19 protein-coding genes and 1 pseudogene are annotated in these 17,420 nt (G+C 32.8%); 17 read left to right on the top strand and 3 right to left on the bottom strand.

The features are described from left to right. Nucleotides 1-232: 232 nt before the first annotated feature. The 13 genes from HNP65_RS03975 to rpoZ all read left to right on the top strand — a co-directional run bounded on the left by HNP65_RS03975 (nucleotide 233) and on the right by rpoZ (nucleotide 9,914). Complete coding sequence (locus HNP65_RS03975; RefSeq protein WP_184619045.1) at nucleotides 233-1,468, top strand: aminotransferase-like domain-containing protein; 1,236 nt, start codon at nucleotides 233-235, stop codon at nucleotides 1,466-1,468. After that, complete coding sequence (gene buk, locus HNP65_RS03970; protein WP_425506710.1) at nucleotides 1,465-2,526, top strand: butyrate kinase; 1,062 nt, start codon at nucleotides 1,465-1,467, stop codon at nucleotides 2,524-2,526. Before HNP65_RS03975 ends, buk (HNP65_RS03970) begins: the two co-directional genes overlap by 4 nt. Next, a complete protein-coding gene (locus tag HNP65_RS03965) occupies nucleotides 2,523-3,434 on the top strand; it encodes a phosphate butyryltransferase (RefSeq protein WP_184619043.1) in 912 nt (303 codons plus the stop codon). Before buk (HNP65_RS03970) ends, HNP65_RS03965 begins: the two co-directional genes overlap by 4 nt. Continuing rightward, complete coding sequence (buk, locus tag HNP65_RS03960) at nucleotides 3,427-4,518, top strand: butyrate kinase (protein ID WP_184619042.1); 1,092 nt, start codon at nucleotides 3,427-3,429, stop codon at nucleotides 4,516-4,518. The genes HNP65_RS03965 and buk (HNP65_RS03960) overlap by 8 nt, the downstream gene beginning before the upstream one ends. Then, complete coding sequence (locus tag HNP65_RS03955; protein WP_184619041.1) at nucleotides 4,511-5,155, top strand: cobalamin biosynthesis protein CobQ; 645 nt, start codon at nucleotides 4,511-4,513, stop codon at nucleotides 5,153-5,155. Before buk (HNP65_RS03960) ends, HNP65_RS03955 begins: the two co-directional genes overlap by 8 nt. Nucleotides 5,156-5,168: 13 nt before the next feature. Beyond that, entirely contained in the window at nucleotides 5,169-5,390 is a 222-nt protein-coding gene (locus HNP65_RS03950; RefSeq protein WP_184619040.1) for a 4Fe-4S dicluster domain-containing protein, read from the top strand. A gap of 13 nt (nucleotides 5,391-5,403) precedes the next feature. Then, nucleotides 5,404-6,462, top strand: coding sequence for a 3-methyl-2-oxobutanoate dehydrogenase subunit VorB (locus HNP65_RS03945; RefSeq protein ID WP_184619039.1), 1,059 nt, complete (start codon nucleotides 5,404-5,406; stop codon nucleotides 6,460-6,462). Nucleotides 6,463-6,467: 5 nt separating this feature from the next. Next, nucleotides 6,468-7,220, top strand: coding sequence for a thiamine pyrophosphate-dependent enzyme (locus tag HNP65_RS03940; RefSeq protein ID WP_184619038.1), 753 nt, complete (start codon nucleotides 6,468-6,470; stop codon nucleotides 7,218-7,220). After that, the gene (locus HNP65_RS03935) at nucleotides 7,217-7,756 is read left to right on the top strand and encodes a 2-oxoacid:ferredoxin oxidoreductase subunit gamma family protein (RefSeq protein WP_184619037.1); all 540 of its coding nucleotides are present in this window, start codon (nucleotides 7,217-7,219) and stop codon (nucleotides 7,754-7,756) included. Before HNP65_RS03940 ends, HNP65_RS03935 begins: the two co-directional genes overlap by 4 nt. 135 nt (nucleotides 7,757-7,891) lie before the next feature. After that, entirely contained in the window at nucleotides 7,892-8,767 is an 876-nt protein-coding gene (locus HNP65_RS03930; protein WP_184619036.1) for a YicC/YloC family endoribonuclease, read from the top strand. A 17-nt stretch (nucleotides 8,768-8,784) separates the two neighbouring features. Next, nucleotides 8,785-9,069: a DUF370 domain-containing protein gene (locus HNP65_RS03925; RefSeq protein ID WP_004103981.1), complete on the top strand. Its 285-nt coding sequence runs from the start codon at nucleotides 8,785-8,787 to the stop codon at nucleotides 9,067-9,069. Between the two features lies 1 nt (nucleotide 9,070). Further along, complete coding sequence (gene gmk / locus HNP65_RS03920; RefSeq protein ID WP_184619035.1) at nucleotides 9,071-9,703, top strand: guanylate kinase; 633 nt, start codon at nucleotides 9,071-9,073, stop codon at nucleotides 9,701-9,703. Next, the gene (gene rpoZ / locus HNP65_RS03915) at nucleotides 9,687-9,914 is read left to right on the top strand and encodes a DNA-directed RNA polymerase subunit omega (protein WP_126993839.1); all 228 of its coding nucleotides are present in this window, start codon (nucleotides 9,687-9,689) and stop codon (nucleotides 9,912-9,914) included. Before gmk ends, rpoZ begins: the two co-directional genes overlap by 17 nt. Nucleotides 9,915-9,980: 66 nt before the next feature. Here the strand turns inward: rpoZ and HNP65_RS03910 are convergent, their stop codons facing one another. Beyond that, nucleotides 9,981-10,988 carry a M42 family metallopeptidase gene (locus HNP65_RS03910; protein ID WP_184619034.1) on the bottom strand — a complete coding sequence of 336 codons (1,008 nt, stop codon included), beginning with the start codon at nucleotides 10,986-10,988 and terminating at the stop codon, nucleotides 9,981-9,983. After that, complete coding sequence (locus HNP65_RS03905; protein ID WP_184619033.1) at nucleotides 10,989-12,005, bottom strand: M20/M25/M40 family metallo-hydrolase; 1,017 nt, start codon at nucleotides 12,003-12,005, stop codon at nucleotides 10,989-10,991. 99 nt (nucleotides 12,006-12,104) lie between these two features. On the opposite strand from HNP65_RS03905, the gene HNP65_RS03900 reads away from it, so the two are divergent. The 4 genes and pseudogenes from HNP65_RS03900 (at nucleotide 12,105) to HNP65_RS03885 (ending at nucleotide 16,688) form a co-directional block, all read left to right on the top strand. Further along, the gene (locus tag HNP65_RS03900) at nucleotides 12,105-13,055 is read left to right on the top strand and encodes a radical SAM/SPASM domain-containing protein (RefSeq protein WP_184619032.1); all 951 of its coding nucleotides are present in this window, start codon (nucleotides 12,105-12,107) and stop codon (nucleotides 13,053-13,055) included. After that, on the top strand, nucleotides 13,039-14,241 hold the full coding sequence (locus HNP65_RS03895; RefSeq protein ID WP_184619031.1) for an MFS transporter: 1,203 nt from the start codon (nucleotides 13,039-13,041) through the stop codon (nucleotides 14,239-14,241). The genes HNP65_RS03900 and HNP65_RS03895 overlap by 17 nt, the downstream gene beginning before the upstream one ends. A gap of 62 nt (nucleotides 14,242-14,303) precedes the next feature. After that, on the top strand, nucleotides 14,304-14,723 hold the full coding sequence (locus tag HNP65_RS03890) for an FKBP-type peptidyl-prolyl cis-trans isomerase (RefSeq protein ID WP_184619030.1): 420 nt from the start codon (nucleotides 14,304-14,306) through the stop codon (nucleotides 14,721-14,723). A 718-nt stretch (nucleotides 14,724-15,441) separates the two neighbouring features. Further along, a pseudogene (locus HNP65_RS03885) lies at nucleotides 15,442-16,688 on the top strand (IS256 family transposase). Between the two features lie 276 nt (nucleotides 16,689-16,964). Here the strand turns inward: HNP65_RS03885 and HNP65_RS03880 are convergent. Next, the coding region (locus HNP65_RS03880) for a transposase (protein ID WP_246348187.1) at nucleotides 16,965-17,420 on the bottom strand (456 nt) is incomplete at its 5' end.

Below are 17,420 nucleotides of genomic sequence, written 5' to 3'. Positions count from 1 at the left end.
AATTTTAAATTAAATAAATGAATTGTAAATAGAGTTTATTGTTAGTATTTTTCAATAAACTAGAGAAAATTGCTGATTTTGAAGTAAAACTTGCTTATTTAGAGTTTTACTATTTTGTATTTCTATTGTACACTTATTATAGAATTATTTCAATTGTTAAAAAATGCAAAATTTTGCATGCAAAAAATTGCAAACAATGAGAAATAAGATTCATATATTTGGAGGTGAAACTATGGATTATAGTTCAAAGTATTCGAAATTAGGTGACAACCTTCGATCCTCCTTGATAAGAGAACTCTTAAAATATGCAAGTGTTGAAGGTGCTATTTCCTTTGGAGGTGGAGTTCCAGACCCAGAAACCTTCCCAAGACACGAACTTTCCAAAATTGCATCCGAAGTTATAGAAAATGAATATGGCTACGTGCTTCAATATAGTACAACCGAAGGTGATCCAGAACTTGCAAAGCAAATGTTGAGATTGTTGGAAAAATTATTTGGAATTAGTGGCCTTGATGAATCGAATATTATGTTTACAACGGGTTCACAGCAGGCACTTGAGCTTGCTGGAAAGGTATTTTTGGATGAAGATAGCATAGCAATTGTTGAAAATCCATTTTATCTTGGAGCGGCAAGTGCATTTAGAATGAGATTTGCAAACTTTGTTTCGGTACCTGTTGAAGATGATGGAATGAATGTGGATGTTTTAGAAAAAAAGTTAAAAGAGCTCGATGAGAAAGGTCAGATAAAGAAAGTAAAGTTTATTTATGTAATTCCAAACTTCCACAACCCTGCTGGTGCAACACTTTCTTTGGAAAAGAGAAAGAGAATTATAGAGCTTGCTGAAAAATATGATTTGTTAATATTAGAAGACGATCCATATGGATTGCTCAGATTTGAGGGAGAACATCTTCCATCATTATTTAAACTTGCAGGAAAAGAAAGAGTTATACTTCTTAATACTTTTAGTAAGATACTTGCTCCTGGACTTAGAATAGGTGCAGTTATTGGTGAAAAAGAACTAGTTAGAAAATTTGTTCTTGCAAAACAAGGTACAGATTTGTGTAGCCCAGCTTTAACACAAAGAATTGCAGCAAGATACCTTGAAAGATACGATTTGGTTGAACAAATTACACCGACACTAAAGCTTTATAAATCAAAGAGAGATACCATGATGAAGGCTTTTGAAGAAAACTTTTCAGATATTAATGGTATTAAATGGATTTATCCATCAGGTGGTTTGTTTACTTGGGTTACATTACCTGAAGGTTTTGATACTCTTGAAATGTTTGAAATTGCAAAGAAAAGATTAGTATTTTATATCCCAGGTCAAGCATTTACTCCAGATGACAGTGTTTCAAGTTCAATGAGGCTTTCATTCTGTTTGCCACCACATGAAAAAATAATAGAAGGGGTTAAAAGATTAAAAGATGTAATTGTTGAGTATGGAAAGAGTAAGGGGTTGATATAGTGTTGATTTTAGTTATTAACCCTGGCTCTACAAGTACAAAGGTAGCAATTTTTGAAGATGATGTAAAGAAAGTTCAGGAAACTTTGAGACATGATGTAGAAGAACTTGAAAAATTTAGTGATTTGATGGAACAAGAAGATTTTAGAAAAGAAGCAATTTTAAAATTTGTAGAATCTAATGGCTACAAATTGGAAGATTTTGATGCAATAGCATGTAGAGGGGGAATTTTACCACCACTTGAAAGTGGAACATACATAGTAAATGAAGAGATGGTTGATTATTTAAAAAATAAGACTAGGGTAAAGCATGCATCTAATCTTGCAGCGGTAATTGGGTATTCATTATCTGCTGGAAAGATTCCTGTTTATATAACTGACCCGGTTTCGGTTGATGAAATGATTGATGAAGCTAGACTTTCTGGGATTCCTGAGATAGAAAGACTTAGTCTTGCGCATGCGTTGAATATAAAGGCAGTAGCAAGAGAAGTTGCAAATCAACTAGGAAAAAGGTATGAAGAATTAAATATGGTTGTGGCACATCTTGGTGGAGGAATATCTGTAACAGCTCATGAAAAAGGTAGAATGATAGATGTAAATAATGCAAATGACGAAGGTCCGTTTAGCCCAGAAAGAACTGGAGAACTTCCAGTAGGTGATGTGGCAAAATTATGCTTTTCAGGAAAATATACAAAAGAAGAGTTAAAAAAGATGTTTATAGGAAAAGGTGGGGTTGTAGCTTATTTAGGAACAAATGATGTAAAAAAGGTCATGGAAGAAGGAACTGAAGAGGAAAAATTCATAATAGATGCAATGGTATACCAAATTGCAAAAGAAATTGGCGGAATGTGTGCAGTTTTAAAAGGAAAGGTTGATGCAATTGTCATAACAGGTGGAATTGCAAATAATGTGGAAGTCGTGGAAAAGATAAAATCTTATGTATTTAAATTTGCTCCTGTCTTTTCTGTACCCGGAGAATTTGAAATGGAAGCTTTAGCAAAAGGAGCTTTAAGAGTTTTAAAAGGCGAGGAAGAGGCAAAGATATGGGGTGAGAAAAAATGAAAAAACTAAATGAAATTTTAGGAAAAGCTAAAAAGTTTGGACCAAAAACCGTTGCAGTTGCAGCAAGTGAAGACGAAGTTGTTCTTAAAGCAATTGATAAAGCAAAAAAAGAAGGAATAATAAATGCAATACTCGTTGGAGATGTAGAAAAAACTAAAAAATTAGCAAATGAAAACAACATTGACTTAAGCGAGCATAAACTAGTGGATGCAAAGGATTACAATGATGCTGCGGAAAAAGCTGTAAAATTGGTTGCAGAAAAGCAGGCGGATTTTGTAATGAAGGGAAAGATCAAAACTGGAGATTTGATGAGAGTTGTTTTAAAAGAGGAATATGGCCTTAGAACCGGAAAAACATTATCGTTAGTTAGTATTTTTGAAACTCCTTTGTATCATAAACTTTTGGTTGTTTCTGATGCAGGAATGACAATTGCCCCAACTTTAGAACAGAAAGTTGACCTTATAAATAATGCAGTTTTTGTGGCAAAGAAAGCCGTTGGTGTTGAAACTCCTAAAGTTGCTATTTTAGGTGCTGTTGAAATAGTTAATCCAAAAATGCCAGCAACAATTGAAGCAGCTATTCTTTCACAAATGAATAAAAGAGGTCAAATTAAGGGTTGTATTGTTGATGGGCCTTTTGCTTTGGATAATGCAGTTTCAAAAGAAGCAGCAGAGCATAAAGGGATCGTAAGTGATGTTGCTGGTGATGCAGATATTTTAATCATGCCAGATATAGAAGCAGGAAATATTTTCTATAAATCGATGGTATTTTTGGGTGGAGCAAAGGTTGCATCTGCAATAGTTGGTGCAAAAGTTCCAGTTGCATTAACTTCAAGGGCAGATTCTGATGAAACAAAGTTACTTTCCCTTGCTCTTACAACGCTTTTGGCAGGTGATCTTAATGTATAGAATATTAGTTATAAACCCAGGTTCAACCAGTACAAAATTGGCTATTTTTGAAGACGAAAAGCAAGTTGCTTCTAAAACCTTAAGACATACCCCTGAGGAGCTTTCTCAATTTAAGAGATTAATAGATCAATATGAATTTAGGGTAAATGCAATTGAAGATTTTTTAAAAACACTTGGATTTGAATACAAAGACTTTAATGCTGTTGTTGGCCGCGGAGGTCTTGTAAGGCCTATTCCAAGTGGCACTTATTTAGTTGATGAGTTGATGGTTGAAGAATTAAAACAAGCAAAATATGGGGAACATGCATCAAATCTTGGAGCAGTAATAGCCTTTGAAATTTCAAATAAATATAATATTCCTGCATATATTGTTGATCCAGTTGTTGTGGATGAAATGGAGAAGATTGCAAAAATTTCTGGACATCCAATGTTTGAAAGAAAATCAATTTTCCATGCTCTAAATCAAAAGGCTGTAGCAAGAAGAGCTGCTGAAGAGCTTGGGAAAAAATATGAAGAAATAAATCTTATTGTTGTTCATATGGGTGGAGGTATTTCAATAGGTGCTCACAGAAATGGAAAAGTTATTGATGTAAACAACGCACTTGATGGTGATGGACCATTTACTCCTGAAAGAAGTGGTACACTTCCACTGACTCAATTGATTGATTTGTGTTATTCAGGAAAGTACGATTATGATTTTATAAAAAAGAGAATAAAAGGAAAAGGTGGACTTGTGGCATACCTTGGTACAAATGACGCAATGAAGGTACAGGAAATGATCTCAAATGGTGATAAAAAGGCAGAACTTGTTTACAAAGCAATGGCATATCAAATTGCAAAATGGGTTGGAAAAATGGCAGCAGCCTTAAAAGGAGAAGTTGATGCAATAGTTTTGACCGGGGGACTTGCATATGATGAAAATTACATGGTCAAATGGTTAAAAGAATATACTAGCTTTATTGCTAAAGTACTTGTTTATCCGGGTGGAGATGAAGAAAAAGCGCTTGCAATGGGTGCACTAAGGGTCCTAAGAGGAGAAGAGAGGGCAAGGAGCTATAAGGAAGAGGTGCAAATGCGTGGCTAAAAACTTTGTTTTTGTAGGTTTATTTGGTAGTGGTAAGACGGAAGTTGCAATAAATTATGCGTTAAAGTTAAAGAATGAGTATGAAAATGTTGCGATTGCAGATGTTGATATTATTTCTCCATACTTTAGAACAAGAGATGCAATTGATGAACTTGAGGCAGAAGGAATTAAAGTAGTAACACCTCCAGGTGCTTTAAAGCATGCAGATTTACCAATAGTTACTGGTGCAGTAGCAGGTTATTTGAATAATCCTCAGTATAAAACGGTGTTAGATGTTGGTGGAGAGGAAAATGGTATAGTTGTTGTGGGGTATTTAAAACCACACTTGAAAGATACAGAGATTTATATGGTTGTTAATACAAGAAGGCCTTTTACTTCTACAGTTGAGGGAATTGTAAAGACTTATGAACAATTGACCAAAGTAACCAAAATAAAAATTGATTATTTGATTAATAATTCTAATTTATCTTCAGAGACAACAAAAGAGGTAATTTTAGAAGGTGAAAGAATATTAAAAGAAGCTTCCCAAGTATTAGAAGTTCCAGTGAAGTATACAGTCATACCAGACTTTTTAGAAGATTTTGAAACAGAGTTTCCAAAATTTAGGTTAAAAAGGTTCATGAAAATGGATTTTTAAGGAGGTTGTGAAAATGCCTAAGGTAAAAGGATATATTGAAATCGATCAGGAAAGATGTAAAGGTTGTGGATTATGTATCGATGCTTGTCCGACGAAAGTTATAGAATTTTCTGAGTCTTTTAATTCAAAAGGTTATCATCCCGCTGAACCAAAACATCTAGAAAAATGTATTGCTTGTGGATTTTGTTATAGAATGTGCCCTGATGTTTGTATAACAGTATACAGGGAAGAGTGAGGAGGGAAAGAGTATGGCAAAAGTAATGGTTAAAGGGACGGAAGCAATTGGTGAAGCCGCGATAAGAGCAGGATGTAGGCATTTCTTTGGATATCCTATAACTCCTCAGAGTGAGCTTCCAGAATATATGTCAAAGAGATTACCAGAAGTTGGAGGAGTTTTTTTACAAACTGAAAGTGAAGTTGCAACTGTTAACATGTTATACGGTGCAGCATGTACTGGAAAAAGAGTTATGACATCTACATCCTCGCCAGGATTCAGTTTGATGATGGAAGGCGTTTCTTATATGGCGTGTGCAAAACTTCCTGCAGTGTTTGTCAATGTTGTACGTGGTGGACCAGGACTTGGTGATATTCAACCAGCACAAGGAGATTATTGGCAAGCAACAAAGGGTGGAGGACACGGAGATTATAGATTAATTGTACTTGCACCATCAACTGTTCAAGAAGCAGTTGATCTTACGGTTCTTGCATTTGATTTGGCAGATAAGTACAGAACACCTGCTCTTATTCTTGCAGATGGTATGTTGGGACAGATGATGGAACCAGTTGAATTTCCAGAATTCAGAGATCTTTCAACTTTACCTGATCATAGTGACTGGGCATTAACCGGAGCAAAGGGAAGAGAGCCTCATATAGTTACTTCATTCGATATAGATCCATACGTCCTTGAAAAAATGAATTTGGAACTAGTTGAAATATACAAAGAAATAGAAAAGAATGAAGTACGATGGGAAGAGTATAAAACAGAGGATGCAGACATTGTAATAACAGCATTTGGAACCGTAGCAAGAATTGCAAAGAGTGTTGTTGACATGGCAAGGGAAGATGGATTAAAGGTAGGTTTGTTTAGACCAATTACGGTCTGGCCATATCCATATGAGCCACTTGAAAAACTAGCAGATAAGGTAGAAATGTTCTTTGACGTAGAAATGAATATGGGACAAATGCTTGAAGATGTAAAACTGGCTGTTAAAGGTAAAAAGCCAATTAAGTTCTATTCAAGAATGGGTGGAGTAGTTCCAACACCTAATGAGATTTACGATGCATTGAAAAAGGAAATTGGGAGGTGAATTTAATGAGAAAAGTTTTATATAAAATGCCTGAGTCATTAACTGGAAAGGAATTTACATATTGTCCTGGATGTCATCATGGAATTATTCATAGATTAGTAGCAGAAGTTATCGATGAACTTGGTATTAGGGAAAAGACATTGGTTGTAGCTCCAATAGGTTGTTCTGTTTTTGCATACCAATTTTTTAACATGGATGGAACAATAGCACCACACGGTAGAGCACCAGCAGTTGCAACTGGAATGAAAAGGGCAAGACCAGATTTATATGTATTCACATATCAAGGTGACGGAGACTTGGCAGCAATTGGTACGGCAGAGATTATGCACGCTGCAAATAGAGGAGAAAAGATTACAACAATTTTTGTTAATAACGCAATATATGGAATGACTGGTGGACAGATGGCTCCAACAACACTTTTGGGAATGAAGTCAACAACGACACCATATGGAAGAAAAGCAGAAAATGATGGTTATCCAATGCATATGTGTGAATTTTTAAAAGAAGCAAGGGGAGTAGCATATCTTGCAAGGACAAAGGTAAATACTCCTCAAGATGTAGAAAAAACTAAAAAGGCAATCAAGAAAGCATTTTTAGCACAAGTAAAGGGAATAGGGTTTGGAATGGTTGAAGTATTATCTACATGTCCAACAAACTGGGGAATTGATCCTATATCTGCAAACAAATGGCTTGAAGAAAATATGATCCCTGAATATCCATTGGGTGTATTTGTAGATAAGGTTGGTGATGAGAAATGAGATTTGTGTTTGCAGGATTTGGTGGTCAAGGTGTAATGCTTATGGGTCAGATCCTTGCTTATGCAGGAATGATTGAGGGAAAAAGTGTAACTTGGATGCCATCGTACGGTCCTGAAATGCGTGGTGGAACTGCAAATTGTACCGTTGTAGTTGAAGACAAAGAAGTCGCATCACCAGTAGTAGATAAAGCAGAAGTTGTAGTAGCAATGAATATTCCTTCAATGATAAAATTTCAAAGCTTTGTAACTGATGGTGGATACTTGTTCTTAAATGAGTCAGTTATAGACAGAGAACCTGATAGAAAAGATGGAATAAATATATACAAAGTTAATTGTAATGAAATAGCAGATGAACTTGGGAATTTAAAAGTTGCAAATATGGTAATGCTTGGAGCAGTAATTGGGGCTACAAATATAGTTTCAAAAGAAAGTGTAATAAAGGCGCTTGAACAAAAGTTAACTGGAAAGAAAGCAAACCTTATAGATATTAATATTAAAGCTATTGAAAGAGGAATGCAGGAAGCTAGCAAGCAGTAGGCGGATGAGATAAAGCCCTCATTATGGGACCCTTCGGGTCCCGTCTTTTTAATTAAGATAAAATAAGTTGAAAATGCGAAAAAAGTTTTGAAAAAATTAAAAAATCGTGTATAATTATTAATAGGAGTGATTAATTTGCTAAAAAGTATGACTGGCTATGCCAAAGTGGAAAAGTTTTCAGAAAAATTTAGAGTAAGTTGTGAAGTAAAAAGTCTCAATTCAAAGGGATTAGATATTAGTGTATCCCTTCCTTATTATTTATCTTCAAAAGAAATTGAAATTACTAAGATAATTTCAAATTTTTTGACCCGTGGTAAGGTTAATGTAAGAATAAATGTTAAGTTTTTAACACCGGTAAATCTTTCAATCGATTATGTTATGGCCAAATCGTACTATGATACATTAGAAAGTGTAAGGGAAAGTCTTGGAATACAAAATTCGATAGTTTTGGGTGATTTATTGAATTTTAGAGAAATTTTCCGTGGTGATATAGAAGATGAAGTGGTTGAAGAATTGTGGGATTTTACAAAAGAAGTTTTATCATCGTCTTTAGAGATGTTGGTTGAGGAAAGAAAAAAGGAAGGTCAAAAGATATGTAAGGACATAGAAAATATGGTGAAAAAAATAGAAGAAATAACATTTAATATAGAAAAAATTGCTAGTGATATGAAAGAAGAAATTGCAAAGAAATTAAGAGAAAGTGTTGAAGAAATTTTACCTGAAAATGTTGAGATAGATACAAACCAATTTGAAACAGCGGTAGCTTTGATAGCAGATAAAGCAGATATAAGGGAAGAAATAGAAAGATTAAAAAGTCATATAGATAGGATGAAAGAACTTTTATTAAGGGATGAGCCAGTTGGAATGTTATTTAATTTTCTAACACAAGAGGTTCACAGAGAATTTAATACAATACTTTCTAAAAGCAGAATGCTTGAAATTAGCAATTTAGCCCTTGAAGGCAAATATATTAATTCACAATTGAAAGAGCAAATTCAAAACGTTGAATAATTTGGGAGGTGTATTTTATGTTTGGTTTAATTAATATTGGTTTTGGAAACGTAATTGCAGGTGACAGGATTGTAGCAATTGTTAATCCTGAAAGTGCACCACTTAAAAGACTAAAAGAAGATGCAAAGGAAGAAGGAAAGCTTATAGATGCAACATACGGTAGAAAAACAAGAGCTATCCTAATTTCCGATAGTAACCATATAATTTTAAGTGCAATTCAACCAGAAACTATTGCCCAAAGGTTTATGCAATCATTCTTTGAAATAGAAGAACAACTTGACAAGATTAGAAGAAAGGGATAATATGAAGGGGACTTTGTTTGTAGTTAGTGGACCATCAGGAGTTGGAAAAACAAGTATTATTAGTGCCCTTATGAATAAATTAGAGAATATAGTTTTTTCTGTTTCGTGTACTACACGCCCACCACGTCCAGGAGAAGTTGATGGTGTAGATTATTTTTTTGTAAGTAGAGATAAGTTTATTGAAATGAGAGAAAAAGGCGAATTTTTAGAATGGGCTGAAGTGCATGGAAATTTGTATGGAACACCAAAAAAATTTGTACTTGAAAATATTGAAAAAGGTAATAGAATAATATTGGATATAGATGTACAAGGAGCGTTGCAGGTAAAGAGAAATTTTGATGATGCGGTTTTTATCTTTGTTGCACCACCAAGTTATGAAGTTTTAAAGGAGAGACTTTTAAAAAGAGGAACTGAAAATAGCCAGTCAATGTTAAAAAGGCTTGAAAATGCAAAGTGGGAAATGTCAAAAATTGTGGAATTTGATTATTTAATAGTCAATAGCGATCTTGAAAAGTCTATACTTGCAATGAAATCTATTATTACAGCTGAATCGTACAGAACAAGGAGAATTTTAGACGAAGCATTGATAAAACGGCTTTTTAAAGGGGTGAGTGAAAGTGAGACCGGTAATTAACTATGATGAACTACTAAAGAGAATTCCCTACAAATTTGCTATCCCAATTGCAGCGGCAAAACGTGCAGAAAATTTAAAGGAATTCGCAAAACCATATGTTGAGACATGGGATAACAACTATGTAAGTATTGCATTAAAGGAATTGAGTGAAGGTTATATAAGGATTAAGAACGAAGAGATTTTGAAAGTTTTAATTCCAAATGTAAAGTAAAAAAAAGAAAACATGACCCTGAATTTTTCAGGGTCATGTTTTTTAGTGCGATATTAATTTAGGGTTTTATTTTACCACTGGAGCACTTTCGAGAAATTTTTTAACTAGTAAAACACTGTTTTTATAATCATCAAGGCTTATTACTATTATAGGGCTGTGAATGTATCTTGAAGGAATTGAAATTACTGCAGCAGGAACACCGTATGTACTTCTTGCATACCTTGCAGCATTTGTTCCACCGGCGGTTCTTCTTTTATACTGAAATGGAATGTTATTTTTCTTTGCAGTATCAACAAGTGCATCAAATAAGTCTTTATCGATGACATAGCCTGAATGTAAAAATGTCAAAGCTGGTCCATCACCAATATGAGTTGCCCATTGGGACTTATCTAACTCAGGATTATCACCAGCTGTAGTTGTTTCAAGTGCAATTGCAAAATCTGGTTTTATTTGTTCGCTAATAACTGCTGCACCACGAAGACCTGTTTCTTCTTGAACGCTAAATACAAAATAGAGGTCATAGTCACTTTTTATATTACTTTCAATTAAATCTATTAAAATGCTACAGCCGCCTCTATCGTCAAATGCTTTACCAGTTGCAAAGTTGCCAATTTCTTTGTATTTTGTTGTAAATGCAACGTAATCACCTATTTTAACCTTTTTTTCTGCTTCTGCCTTTGAAGAAAATCCTGCATCAATTTTTAATTGTGAAAATTCAGGAGCTTTATATGGATCATCTTGCAAGTGAATTGCTTTAAAACCAATAACACCTATTATTTCATCGTTAATAATAACTTTTTTACCGATTACTACCCTTGGATCTACTCCGCCAACTGGCATAAAAGAAAGTGATCCATCTTCTTCAATATTTGTAACCATGAAGCCAACTTCGTCCATGTGTGCATCCAAAACAACTTTTGCCTTTCCATTTCCTTTCTTAAAAGCAATTAAATTTCCCATTCTATCTACCCAAAATTTATCAACTTTATCTTTTATCTTTCCTATGATAAAGTCTCTTACTTTCTTTTCATTTCCTGAGACTCCATTTATTTCAGAGAGTTCTTTTAAATACATTTATTGCACCTCCAATTCTGAAATGGTGAATGCCATAAGCTTTGCTGTATTTTCAATATCATTTACATGAACCTTTTCATATGGTGTATGCATGTACTTTAATGGAATTGATATCAATTGAGTTTTTACACCAGCCTTTACAAGTTGGACTGCGTCTGTATCTGTACCACTTCTTCTTGGAATAGGCTCGTATTGTATCTTTATGTTATATTGACTTGATACATTTTGTACTTTTTCGTTAAATTCTTTATCTACAACAGGTCCAACGGCCACAACAGGACCCTTATTGATTTCTATTTTTCTAAATCCTGGAATTGATTCATCTCCATGTGTAACATCTATTACAAATGCATAGTCAAGGTCTGCAAAGTATGCTGCTGTAGGAGCACCTGGACCACCTATTTCTTCTTGAGTGGAAAAAATAAAGTAAACATCAAATTGATGTTTTATTTTTTTAAGTATTTCAGCAGTTTTAATTAGTGAAACACAACTTGCTCTATTGTCAAGTGCAGGTGCGTATACGATGTTGTTTTTTTCAAATCCTTCAATTTCATCTAACATTACAATATCTCCAACTTGAATTTCTTTCCAATTTTCGTTCATACTTATATCAAGGAACAAATAATTAAAAGTTGGTATTTTTTTTCTATCTTCTGCTTTTTGAAGGTGTGGTGCTAAAAATCCAAAAACTCCGTAAAACTCTCTATTTTTTGAATAGATTTTTGCTCTTTGACCAATTACAGTTTTTGGATCCCATCCACCTATACCAGCAACATATGCAAAACCATCATCTGTTATCTTCGAAATTACAAAACCAAGTTGGTCAACGTGTGCAAAAAGGCCTATTTTACCTTTACCTTCCCCTTTTTTTACACAAACTAAACTTCCAACTTTCGTATAATGACATTCATCTACTAAGTCTTTCATAATATTTTCAATTTCTTTTGTTGCCTTGTACTCATATCCCGATGGTCCATGAATTGATGATAACTTTAGTAACAAATCTTTAGTGTTCACTGTATCCCTCCTTCTTATTTTCTAACAAGATTTTATCATAATTTTAAAGAATATGGTATATACTAATATAGGTAAAAACTTAAGAAAAGGGGGAGAGATATGCGGTATCCAAAGATAATCGAGTTTGAACTCACGACTGCTTGCAATTATTCATGTAAACATTGCTATTGTAATGCAGGTAAAAAGTCATCTAATGAGCTTTCTTTTGATGAAGTGAAAAAGGTATTACATGATTTAAAAGATGCAAATGTTGAAATTGTTGATCTAATTGGTGGGGAGCCTTTAATAAGGCAGGATATTATTGATATCATTTCTTATGCTGCAAGTATTGGACTCGATGTTATGTTAAATACCAATGCATCACTTGCAAGCAAAGAGATTGTTAAAAAGATTAAGGATGTTTATCCACAATTAAAGGTAGGAATTTCATTTGATGGGCATATTCCAGAAATTCATGATTTTGTTAGAGGACCTGGTGCATTTGAAAAAACATATAAAGGATTTATAAATTTTCTGGAAGAAGGATTTGATGTTACAGTATTACATGTTGTAAATAAGATTAATTATGAACATTTTGAAGAGATGGTTAAATTTGCAATAGAACATAATGTTTCACTTTATGTAGATAGATTTGTTCCTGTAGGCAGAGGAGAGTTTTATAAGGATTTACTTTTGCCGTCTAAAGATGAGATAGAATATGTCAGAGGGATTATTAAAAAGTATAAAGGTAAAATAACATTTTATGTTGAGGAAAGTATTTCTGGTGGACTTTGTACTGCGGGAAGAGAACATGCTTCCGTGTTGGTTGATGGGACGGTTGTCCCTTGTGGCCATTTTAGATATGACAAAGAATATTATATGGGAAATTTGAAGGAGGTACCATTTAAGCAAATTTGGGAAAGTTATAATCCTGATGATTTGATCGCAAGTTGCAAAAGTTGCCCTTATTTTAACAGTTGCTTTGGTGGTTGTAGAGCATTTGCAAAGAAGTTGGGACTAGATTATGATCCAATATTTTGTGAGGTGCATGTAAATGATAAAAAAGGATAAACAGTTTAGGAAATTTCAAATGTATGGTTTTTTTAAAAATTTGCGTTTTTTTGAACCTTTTTTAATACTGTTTTTTCTTTCTTCTGGTCTTAGCTATCTTCAAATTGGAGTTCTTTATTCAATTAAAAGCATTGCAACTAACATTTTAGAAATTCCAACTGGTGTGGTTGCAGATTTGTATGGGCGAAAAAAATCTATGATTTTTTCTATGATATCATATATCGTTTCCTTTTTGATTTTTTATTTTTCAAGATCATTTTATTTGTTCATACTTGCAATGATCTTTTTTTCTTTTGGAGACGCTTTTAGGACAGGAACTCACAAAGCCATGATTTTTCAATATTTAAAACTTAATGGTATGTATGATTTAAAGGTTCAATATTATGGTGCAACAAGAGCAGCTTCCCAACTTGGCTCAGCACTTAATTCTCTTATTGCTGCGTCAATTGTTTTTGTAAGTGGAAATTATAGAACAGTGTTTTTTATTGCAATTCTTCCTTATGTATTGAATTTGATCAACCTTGCAACTTATCCTAATGAACTTGATAAAGCTGAGAAAAAAAAGACAAAAAAACAAACTTTAAAAGACTTTATAGATGCTGTTGCAAGCTGGAGGGTTTTAAAAATACTTTTAAATACATCTAGTTATTCTGCTATCTTCAAAAGTCTGAAAGATTATTTGCAACCTATTTTGGAATCATTTGCATTGTCAATTCCAATATTTGTGTGGTTAGATGATAAAAAGAGATCTTCCATTGTAATTGGTATTGTGTACTTTTTCCTTTACCTTTTAACTTCATATGCCTCTAAAAATTCATGGAAGATTGGAAAGAAAAGTTCTTCATTTGCTTTAAATTTGACATTATTTGTAGGTGCATTATCAGTAATTTTTGCGGGAGTAAGTTATATTTTTAATTTCTATATAATTTCTATTTTGATTTTCATTGTTTTGTACGTGCTAGAGAATTTAAGACGTCCAATAGCAGTTTCTTATGTAGGAGACAATGTTGAATCTGATGCTCTTGCCTCAGTTTTGTCGGTTGAATCACAAACTAAAACATTACTAACGGCAGTTTTTTCGATTGTCTTAGGTTTTTTTGCAGATAAATTTGGAGTTGGACAAGCAATATCAATTTTAGGGGTAATCCTGCTTTTGATGAGTTTGTTTTTTAAGATAAAAGATTAAATTTGTGTTTTTTTCTATATAGTGTATAATGGAATTGTATTAAATTTTGTGAGGTGATATTCATGGGTATTAAAAGTGGAGACAAAGTTAAAGTCCATTATGTCGGAAAATTTGAGGACGGAGAAGTTTTTGACAGTTCAGTTGGGAAAGAGCCATTAGAATTTGTAGTTGGTATGAACCAAGTTATTCCAGGATTTGAAGAAGGTTTGATGGGTATGGAAGTTGGAGAAAAAAAGACAATCAATGTTCCTTTTGAAAAGGCATATGGGCCTTATAGAGAAGATCTTATTTTTCCAGTTGAAAAGTCAAAGCTTCCAGAAGATGTTGCGGTGGATCATTTGTTGGAAGTTCATCAACCAGATGGTAGTAGCTTTGTTGTTAGAGTAAGTGATATAAAAGATGACATGGCTTATTTAGATGCAAATCATCCACTTGCAGGGAAAAACTTAGTGTTTGAAGTAGAGATAGTTTCTATAGGTTAATGATTGTCTATATTAAGACAATAAAGAAATGTGTTATTGTATACCCCATCCAGGATGAAAAAGGATGGGGTATTTTTAAATTAATTAGATGCTTAGTTTTTAAGAAATATTGAAGTTATCTTGGATGACTTGAAAGTTGTGTAGTAACAATTCATTTGATAATATTAATGTTTTTAACTTGTGTTTTAAAGTTAGCCATTATAACTCAAAATATATTTTTTATTTGTTTTTAAACGAAAAATTACTACAAAAGTTTTTGTTCTTTTAATTAAATTGAATCTAGGCAAAGTAAAAATAAGTTAAATTAGAATGTAAATAGCAAATAATGTATACTAGTGACTGGATTTGTTGAAATGTAAAAAAAGTTGAAAGTATATTTGAAATCAAGGGTAAGAATTTATGAGAAGATGATAAATCACAGTTACCTACATGTTCTAGGGAGCAGTTAGCAGTGTTAATAGAAACAATTACAACTTATCCTATTTGAAGTTGTCCACCCTGGCCAATGTAAAAATTATTTGTCAATCAGTCTAATCATTTTAGGATGAGCAGAGAGTGTCTCTATTAACATTGTTAACTGCTGCCCCAGTAACATATATGTAATCTGTGCCTTTAGCGTTCTTGAGACCATAAAAAATTATGTGTAAATGAAAAATATAGGAAATAGGTACCCCTCTTCTTGGTATGGTAAAATAAAACCAAGAAGGGGGTATTTTAAATGGTAAAGAAGAAGAAAAAGGAAGAAAGTAACATTGAAAAATTAGCAAAGTTAATAGCAAGGGATCCAGAAGTAAATACAATGAAAGACGTATATGACAAGATTAAAGAATTGATGGGACCAATAATACAAGAAATGTTAGAAACGGAATTAGAAGATGAATTAGGATATGAGAAATACGATAAGGAAAATAAAGAGACGGATAACTCCAGAAATGGATACAGCTCAAAAAAGGTAAGATCAAGCATGGGTGAGATAGAATTGAAAATTCCCAGAGATAGAAAAGGGGTATATGAACCGAAAATAATACCAAAGTATAAAAGGGATATCTCAGATATTGAAAGTAGAATAATAGAGATGTATGGTTTAGGATTAAGTACGAAAGATATAACTAAGAATGTTGAAGATATATATGGTGTAGAATTATCAGCTGAAATGATAAGTAAAATTACTAATAAGATATTACCAGAGATTAGAGAATGGCAAAGCAGACCATTAGAAGAGATATACACTTTTGTTTTCATGGATGGGATAGTATTTAAAGTAAAAGATGATGGTGAGATAATTAAAAAGACAGCATATGTTGTAATAGGTGTAAATATTGATGGATTTAAAGAAGTGCTTGGTATATACATAGGTGAAATAGAATCATCAAAATTCTGGTTAAGAGTATTAAATGATTTAAAAAATAGAGGAGTTAAAGATATATTAATAGCTTCAGTAGATGGATTAACAGGATTTCCTCAAGCAATTAAAGCAGCATTCCCTGATACTGTAGTACAAAGGTGTATAATACATCAAATAAGAAATACTTTAAAATATGTTAATTACAAGGATAGAAAAGAACTTGTAAATGATTTAAAAAAGTATATAAAGCACCCAATAAAGATATAGCCTACTCAAATCTACAGGATTTAAAAGAAAATAAATGGACAAAGTATAAATTGGCATTAGAAAGTTGGGAAAAACATTGGGAAACAATATCGCCATATTTTGAATATGGTGATGAAGTAAGAAAAATAATGTACACAACAAATGTAATAGAATCATTGAATAGGCAATATAGAAAAGTGACTAAAAATAAAACATCTTTTCCAAATGATGATGCGTTATTAAAAATATTATATTTAGCAACAATAGATGCAACAAAAAGATGGACAGCTCGATATAGAAACTGGAGCAAAGTCCTAAACGAACTATCCATCTTTTTCAAAGAAAAAATCACAAAATACGTCTATAATTCTTAATGCAACTAAATTCCAAAACCTGTAATAATCAATAATAAACCAAATACTAAAAACTAACGCTAAAAATATATTCTTAATTTAATAATGTTAAATCTTGCAGTAAAAATTGCAAAAAGGTGTTTTTTTCAAAAACTCACATTAAAAACTTTTAGAAATTACTATTAAAGCATATTACAATATAGACGATAAATCACATGAAGATAATTTAAGAATTATAATCCAATTTAATTAATTTATTACCATCCAAGAAGAGGTATTTACACAAAAAATTACATGCTACTGCGTTCTTTCATTCATTCCTCTCATCTTTATCCTCTGCTTCAGCCTTTCTATATACCATTCTATCTCCCATCTTTTGCTATATATCAACCTATCTATTTCTCTTTCCATGAATTCTTTTCCTTTTCTTCCCCTAGGTCTTACATATAACTTCATCTTTTCTTTCATTTCTTCAATAAACTCCCATTGCCAGTACCCCCTATCTGCTAAGAGTATCGAACCTTCTATATCTTCTAACATAATTTCTGCATGTTCTACTTCTCTATTATTTCCTATCTCAAAATCTAATAACACTTTTTTCTTTGCTTCATATAATAGATGGAGTCTCTTCTTCTTTCCTCTAATTTCTTTATCTTCAATAACTAGCAGTGTGCTAAAAAGTCTTTTTAATTTCTTACTTACTTTCTTTTTTGATAATCTTTTCAATCTATAGTGTATTGTTTGTCTTGAAGG

Source organism: Thermosipho japonicus, from assembly GCF_014201655.1.
In the GTDB taxonomy this organism is placed as follows: domain Bacteria; phylum Thermotogota; class Thermotogae; order Thermotogales; family Fervidobacteriaceae; genus Thermosipho; species Thermosipho japonicus.
Note: the sequence above shows the minus strand (reverse complement) of the source record. Positions and strands in the feature narration are given on the sequence as shown.

Excerpts from the sequence above, each read along its gene's own strand:
- HNP65_RS03975 (WP_184619045.1), top strand. The coding sequence starts at position 233 with ATGGATTATAGTTCAAAGTATTCGAAATTAGGTGACAACCTTCGATCC.
- HNP65_RS03965 (WP_184619043.1), top strand. The coding sequence starts at position 2,523 with ATGAAAAAACTAAATGAAATTTTAGGAAAAGCTAAAAAGTTTGGACCA.
- buk (WP_184619042.1), top strand. The coding sequence starts at position 3,427 with ATGTATAGAATATTAGTTATAAACCCAGGTTCAACCAGTACAAAATTG.
- HNP65_RS03950 (WP_184619040.1), top strand. The coding sequence starts at position 5,169 with ATGCCTAAGGTAAAAGGATATATTGAAATCGATCAGGAAAGATGTAAA.
- HNP65_RS03945 (WP_184619039.1), top strand. The coding sequence starts at position 5,404 with ATGGCAAAAGTAATGGTTAAAGGGACGGAAGCAATTGGTGAAGCCGCG.
- HNP65_RS03940 (WP_184619038.1), top strand. The coding sequence starts at position 6,468 with ATGAGAAAAGTTTTATATAAAATGCCTGAGTCATTAACTGGAAAGGAA.
- HNP65_RS03935 (WP_184619037.1), top strand. The coding sequence starts at position 7,217 with ATGAGATTTGTGTTTGCAGGATTTGGTGGTCAAGGTGTAATGCTTATG.
- HNP65_RS03925 (WP_004103981.1), top strand. The coding sequence starts at position 8,785 with ATGTTTGGTTTAATTAATATTGGTTTTGGAAACGTAATTGCAGGTGAC.
- gmk (WP_184619035.1), top strand. The coding sequence starts at position 9,071 with ATGAAGGGGACTTTGTTTGTAGTTAGTGGACCATCAGGAGTTGGAAAA.
- HNP65_RS03910 (WP_184619034.1), bottom strand. The coding sequence starts at position 10,988 with ATGTATTTAAAAGAACTCTCTGAAATAAATGGAGTCTCAGGAAATGAA.
- HNP65_RS03900 (WP_184619032.1), top strand. The coding sequence starts at position 12,105 with ATGCGGTATCCAAAGATAATCGAGTTTGAACTCACGACTGCTTGCAAT.
- HNP65_RS03895 (WP_184619031.1), top strand. The coding sequence starts at position 13,039 with ATGATAAAAAAGGATAAACAGTTTAGGAAATTTCAAATGTATGGTTTT.
- HNP65_RS03890 (WP_184619030.1), top strand. The coding sequence starts at position 14,304 with ATGGGTATTAAAAGTGGAGACAAAGTTAAAGTCCATTATGTCGGAAAA.